This is a genomic window from Pseudomonas fluorescens (assembly GCF_902497995.1).
GTDB classification, from domain to species: domain Bacteria; phylum Pseudomonadota; class Gammaproteobacteria; order Pseudomonadales; family Pseudomonadaceae; genus Aquipseudomonas; species Aquipseudomonas fluorescens_BK.
Genome location: NZ_CABVII010000051.1, coordinates 1 through 5,244, shown reverse-complemented (window position 1 = coordinate 5,244; position 5,244 = coordinate 1). Strand labels below are relative to the sequence as shown.

Here is a 5,244-nt window from a genome sequence, read left to right as displayed (position 1 = left end):
CAGAAGACAATGATTGATCAATCGAAGTATGCTTTTTCATGGACTCGCCCTCGCTGTCGTTGGCTGTTTAGACTGCCACCGTGGCGCATTGACGCCTCGGCGTGGGCGAGTCCATCCAATTACAGGGGAATTGATGTGTTCATGACTACTGTGACCGACCCGGATCACTGTGGGAGCGAGCTTGCTCGCGATGGCCGCGACTCGATCTCTGCGGTCTATTTCCCATGACAGCAGCTGGACGAAGCCTTGTCTTCATACTGATCATGAAGCTGCACCCATTCCATGATTTGCTCTTCATTGCGGCCCTTGGGCGTCAGGTCCAGGTAGTTGTAGGCGCCAACCAGCAGGTCCAGGCCGCGGGCGTAAGTGGAGTAGGTATGGAAGATTTCTCCGTTTTCATTGCGATAAAACACGCTGAGTCCGGGGAGTTCTTCTTCGGCCTCGTCGGATTTTTCGTAGTTGTAGGTGGCTTTACCGGCGGCGACGTCTTCTGCCCTGGCCGAAACGCCGAAGTCGTAGTTGAAATCGCAGCCTTCGGACGAGACCCAATCGAATTTCCAGCCCATGCGCCGTTTGAACGCCTGGAATTCGGCGAACGGAGCGTGGGAAACCGCCACCACTGCCACATCATGGTGGGCCAAGTGCTGGTTGGCGCCGTCGATGTGGTCGGACAGGAAGGAGCAGCCGGAACAACCTTCGTCCCAGCCTTTGGCAAACATGAAGTGGTAAATGACCAACTGGCTGCGGCCGCCGAACAGATCGGCCAGTTTCAACTCGCCATCAGGGCCCTGGAAGCGGTAATCCTTGTCGATTTTCACCCAGGGCAGGGCGCGGCGTTGGGCGCTGAGTTTGTCCCGTTCCCGGGTGAAGGCTTTTTCGTTGGCCAGGTGTTGTTTACGGGCGGCGAGCCATTCTTCTCGGGAGACGACGGGATGATTCTGAATGTTCATTGGTTTTCTCCTGCGCGATGCTGGGGAGGTCACTGACATAGCTAGTCGTTTGACCTGTGCCCAATTCGACGTACCGCCGGTCGCTGCTGTTCAAAACATCAGCTGAACGGCTGCGGACGCTGTAGGTCACAACCTATGTAGGCCATTTCACTCACGGCGCTGGAGGTTGATTAGGATGACGACTTATAACTGGGATTTGATTGAACGCTTGCTGCACGAAGTACAGAACGGGGCACCCAGTTTCACGCCACGGCCTTATGCCGAACAGTACGCTGCGCAGAAAGCGACGGAGGGCGAGGCGACGGAAAACCTGGATCACCTGAAAGCGGTGGCCGGCGAGTACGAAAAATTACTGCTGGAGCGTGGCTATATCGAGTCTCGGCCTGAGGAACAGGGTGGCACCGGCGAGAACTACATATTGACGCAACGGGGCTCGAGTTTGTTGAGCCTGATCGACAGCAGCATTCCGGGCAATGACCATCCGCGCCAGGTGCTGGACGAGCAGGAAGACGCGCTGGACGAGGTGACGTTTGATGAGGTGGCGTCGAAAGCGCAGATCGCCTGAAGACCACGGGTACCCAATGTGTGCGAGCCTGCTCGCGAATGCGGTGTGTCAGGCGATGCTGATGTCGACTGACATTCCGTCTTCGCGAGCAGGCTCGCTCACATTGGAACTGCGTGGTGCTTAACCTTCTGTTGCCGCTTTCAAACACTTCAAATCATTGAAATCCTTGCGAACCCCTTCGATTTTCTTCAGCAATCGCTGCCGTTGCTCCGGCGTGCTTTCAGCCATCAAGTCCACGAACAGCGACCGCGCCTGGGCTTCGGTGTTGGCGTAGGCCTGGCGATAGGCGGGCGTCCACAACGTCTCTCGATTGACCAGAAGCGTCTCGATGCGCTGTGGGAATTGCGGGCTCTGGCGCTGGGCAACCGCCGCACTGAATTGCTTTTGCCAATGGACGCGGTTTGCGTTCCATTGCATGTTCTGATCGCCCAAGGCATTCGACCAGGCGACGACTCGTTGCTGTTGGGTCGGGCTGAGCGGGCCGAGCCAGTCATTCAAGCGTTTTTCCATGCGCTCGCCACGCTCCTTGATTTGCTGCTCAAGCGACGGTTTGAGGTATTGCTCCTGGCGTTTGCGCTGGTCCTTGGCGAAGGCGTCGTTCATTTCGGCGACTTGCTTGTCATTCAGCCCCTGCAACAATTCGATGGCCGACGGGGTGATTTCCCTGGCGGTCTGGGCGATGGCCTGTTTGGCTTCCTGGGTGCGGGCTTGCAGCGCAGCGTCGGTGACCTGGTTGCGCTGGACCATGTCCTGCAAACGGTCCAGCCAGTCCAGGTAGCCCGGCAGTTGCGTGGTGCAGTGCCAGCTCAGGTGCTCTCGGAGGCGTTCGTTGAACCAGTCTTTCTGCTCGCCGTTCATGCTCAGGTAATCGCCAAGCGTCCACGGGATGATCACGTCGAGATTGCGATAGGCCAGGCCCACGCGGCTGCACGCGCCGAGGGCGAGACCGAGGGTGATAACGACGGTGAGACACTTCAACCAGCGCGACATGGGCAAGTCCTTGCGAAAGCGTGGGTTCTCATGTGGACGCGGGATGAGCCCGCCAGTTCAGCCAATCAATAGAAGGCATGTTGAGCCTTCAGGGTGACCACGCCATCGCACTGGCTGTTGTGCCCGGAATAGGCGGAGCAGTCGCTGCCGCTGAGGCTGGAGTCGCTGTAGATCAGGTCCAGGTCGATGCCCATGAATGGACGGGAGAACTTCACTGACCAATCGGTGAAACTGCCGACATAGCCACCCTCGACGGACACCGGCGCGTTGAGCTGGTGTGTGGTGTATTTCATGCTGACCCCGATGCCGAAGGGCTGATTGCCGCTCAGGTCGGCGAATAGCGTGCTGTTCCGTTTGTCCGGATCGTTGCTGAACGCCGCGCCGAACCGACTGCCCAGCAGGGTCAGGCCACCGAACAGCTCCCGGCTGTCGAGCGTCTCCAATGTCGGGTAGCTGTAATGGATCATGCCTACTTCGTAGCCGAGGCTGTGATCGAAGGGCTGTTTAAAACCCATGTAGTAATCGACTTCAAGGTTGTTCCCCGGACTCAAGCCCACGCTCGGTGACCATTGGCCCACATAAAATCCGCTATCGTGGCTCAGGTCGAGACCCCCGTGGAACGAGCCGGTGCTGGAAGGCTTGACCAGACCCTGGGCCATGCTGCGGCTGGGGCTGGTGCCCAGTTTGAGATCGAAGTCGCCCAGTTCACGCTGGAAGATTTGCGCATTGGCGACCGAACACGCCAGCAGGCTGGCGAGCAGGAAAAGAGAGAGCTTGAGCATGCGTCACTCCATGAACAGCGAGGAGCAGGAAAAAACCTGCTGAAACGCTTGATCTAGACGTGTGCAAGGATAACGGCGAATGCTCGGCTTTGATGGCCGTTCGTCGATTTTTGAAATCCAGGTGTGTTGCGAGGAGTGTAGCGGGGGGTTCCAGTCCAAGCGCTTCGAAGCCCAAAGCGCTTAGGGACCAGTTATTGCAGCGGATCTTGCAAAAATTTACTTCTTGCCCAAGGTGATCTGCTTGGACGGGCCGAATGTCTGGCCGCTGACGCCTTTGGCAATTTGCTGGATCTCGCCACCGGACTTGAGGAACGCAGCAATCTGGCTGTTGATCGATTCACTGGTTTCAACGGCTGGAGCTGGCTTTGCTTTGCTGGTGGATGCTTTTACACGCATGGCGGCCATTAACCTGTAGAAATTAACTTGGCCAGGCATCGTACAGGAAATACTTGACAATTGCTTGATAAATATCCTCCCGAAATACACGTTGCAGGTGAGTGATGTATCGTCAGTTATTATTTTTAAAAAGCCCCTAAGCTGCTGTTTTAACTAAAAAGTGTACTGTGAAATTAGCGATTTTTGCTTGGCTGACAGGTGTGAGAAGCATCAGCTTGGCCTGACGAGTGGCCAAGTGGGTGGTACAAAATCCAGGAAAATGAAGGGCTTCAGAGGATTTTCCTGCGCCATCGGGCTGGCCGCCGAACGCGACCGGCAAAACCGGGTAGAATGTCGCCCACGCAATGAGGGTATTGGACATGGCTTTAGTCGGGCGTTACAACAGTTTGCAAGTGGTTAAACACACTAACTTCGGTTTATATCTGGACGGTGGCGCGGACGGCGAAATCCTCCTGCCCAATCGTTATATTCCAAAAGATATTCCCAGCGAAGATGAAGACTGGCTCAACGTTTTTATTTATCTGGACAGCGATGACAAACTCATCGCAACTACCGAAAGACCGAAAGTGCAGGTCGGTGAATTCGCCAGTTTGAAAGTCCTTGAAGTCAACAGCATCGGGGTTTTCCTGGATTGGGGCTTGCCGAAGGATCTGTTGCTGCCGTACTCCGAAGAAAAGCGCCAGATGACCGCTGGCGAGTATGTCGTGGTGCACGTCTACCTCGATAAACACACCCGCCGCATCACGGCGACGGCGCGTCTGGACCGCTACCTGGACAAGACCCCGGCCAACTACACCCCGGGCCAGGAAGTTGATTTGCTGGTTGCCGAAGCCACCGACATGGGGTTCAAGGCGATCATCAACAACAAGCACTGGGGCCTGATCCACAAGAACGAAATCTTCAAGTTCATGCGCGCCGGTAAAGAAGAAAAGGGCTTTATCAAAGAAGTCCGGGCCGATGGCAAGATCAGCCTGAGCCTGCAACCGGTCGGTGAGGAAGCTGCCACCAGCCTCAACTCGAAGATCCTCGCCAGGCTGCGCGATAACAACGGCACACTGCCGGTGAGCGACAAGAGCGATCCGACGGTGATCACCAGCATGTTTGGCGTCAGCAAGGGCAACTTCAAAAAGGCGATTGGTGCGTTGTACAAGAACGGCCAGATCGTCATTCATGCCGACCGCATTGAATTGAGCTGACCTGGCACCGGCCCCCTGTAGGAGGCCGCCCAGCCTGCGAAGAGGCTGCGCTTTCGCGCAGAGAACATGCCGATAAATCGGCAAATAATTTATCTTAAAAATCAATGAGATAAATTTTGTTCTATAAGAGCTGGCTTGCCAGCGAAGGCGGTCTCAAGCCTTGCAGTGTCCATGAAGACGCCTTCGCTGGCAAGCCAGCTCCTATGTATGGACTCGCCCCCACTGTCTACCCGCTTTCAAAAAAACTGCCGCCCCGTTGCATCTATGTATTAGGCCTATTCGAGGAAGCCGTCATCGGCTTCTGGCCAAAATTGGAAGAGCTCGTGGCATGCCGATTACAGTCAGGCCTCGAAGGCCAGTAGGAG

7 protein-coding genes are annotated in these 5,244 nt (G+C 56.0%); 2 read left to right on the top strand and 5 right to left on the bottom strand.

Translation table 11 applies throughout. The annotated features are described in order from the left end of the window. Positions 1–215: 215 nt before the first annotated feature. Complete coding sequence (locus tag F8N80_RS30830; protein ID WP_150785333.1) at positions 216–950, bottom strand: DUF899 domain-containing protein; 735 nt, start codon at positions 948–950, stop codon at positions 216–218. A 175-nt stretch (positions 951–1,125) separates the two neighbouring features. On the opposite strand from F8N80_RS30830, the gene F8N80_RS30825 reads away from it, so the two are divergent. After that, complete coding sequence (locus F8N80_RS30825; protein ID WP_150745818.1) at positions 1,126–1,515, top strand: transcriptional regulator; 390 nt, start codon at positions 1,126–1,128, stop codon at positions 1,513–1,515. A 120-nt stretch (positions 1,516–1,635) separates the two neighbouring features. On the opposite strand, the gene F8N80_RS30820 is transcribed toward F8N80_RS30825, so the two are convergent. From F8N80_RS30820 to F8N80_RS30805, 4 genes are all read right to left on the bottom strand, one after another. Further along, entirely contained in the window at positions 1,636–2,505 is an 870-nt protein-coding gene (locus tag F8N80_RS30820) for a DUF6279 family lipoprotein (RefSeq protein WP_150745817.1), read from the bottom strand. Positions 2,506–2,570: 65 nt separating this feature from the next. Further along, positions 2,571–3,287 (bottom strand): TorF family putative porin, encoded by a 717-nt coding sequence (locus F8N80_RS30815; RefSeq protein WP_150745816.1) that lies wholly within the window; start codon positions 3,285–3,287, stop codon positions 2,571–2,573. A gap of 216 nt (positions 3,288–3,503) precedes the next feature. Beyond that, positions 3,504–3,692, bottom strand: coding sequence for a hypothetical protein (locus F8N80_RS30810; protein WP_015096330.1), 189 nt, complete (start codon positions 3,690–3,692; stop codon positions 3,504–3,506). A gap of 127 nt (positions 3,693–3,819) precedes the next feature. Then, positions 3,820–4,044 (bottom strand): hypothetical protein, encoded by a 225-nt coding sequence (locus F8N80_RS30805; protein ID WP_150785332.1) that lies wholly within the window; start codon positions 4,042–4,044, stop codon positions 3,820–3,822. Between F8N80_RS30805 and F8N80_RS30800 the strand changes: the two genes are divergently transcribed. After that, the gene (locus F8N80_RS30800; RefSeq protein WP_150745814.1) at positions 4,043–4,879 is read left to right on the top strand and encodes a CvfB family protein; all 837 of its coding nucleotides are present in this window, start codon (positions 4,043–4,045) and stop codon (positions 4,877–4,879) included. The genes F8N80_RS30805 and F8N80_RS30800 overlap by 2 nt on opposite strands. Positions 4,880–5,244 lie beyond the last annotated feature (365 nt).

Coding starts and splice junctions, on each gene's coding strand:
- F8N80_RS30830 (WP_150785333.1), bottom strand. CDS start 950: ATGAACATTCAGAATCATCCCGTCGTCTCCCGAGAAGAATGGCTCGCC.
- F8N80_RS30810 (WP_015096330.1), bottom strand. CDS start 3,692: ATGGCCGCCATGCGTGTAAAAGCATCCACCAGCAAAGCAAAGCCAGCT.
- F8N80_RS30820 (WP_150745817.1), bottom strand. CDS start 2,505: ATGTCGCGCTGGTTGAAGTGTCTCACCGTCGTTATCACCCTCGGTCTC.
- F8N80_RS30825 (WP_150745818.1), top strand. CDS start 1,126: ATGACGACTTATAACTGGGATTTGATTGAACGCTTGCTGCACGAAGTA.
- F8N80_RS30800 (WP_150745814.1), top strand. CDS start 4,043: ATGGCTTTAGTCGGGCGTTACAACAGTTTGCAAGTGGTTAAACACACT.
- F8N80_RS30815 (WP_150745816.1), bottom strand. CDS start 3,287: ATGCTCAAGCTCTCTCTTTTCCTGCTCGCCAGCCTGCTGGCGTGTTCG.
- F8N80_RS30805 (WP_150785332.1), bottom strand. CDS start 4,044: ATGTCCAATACCCTCATTGCGTGGGCGACATTCTACCCGGTTTTGCCG.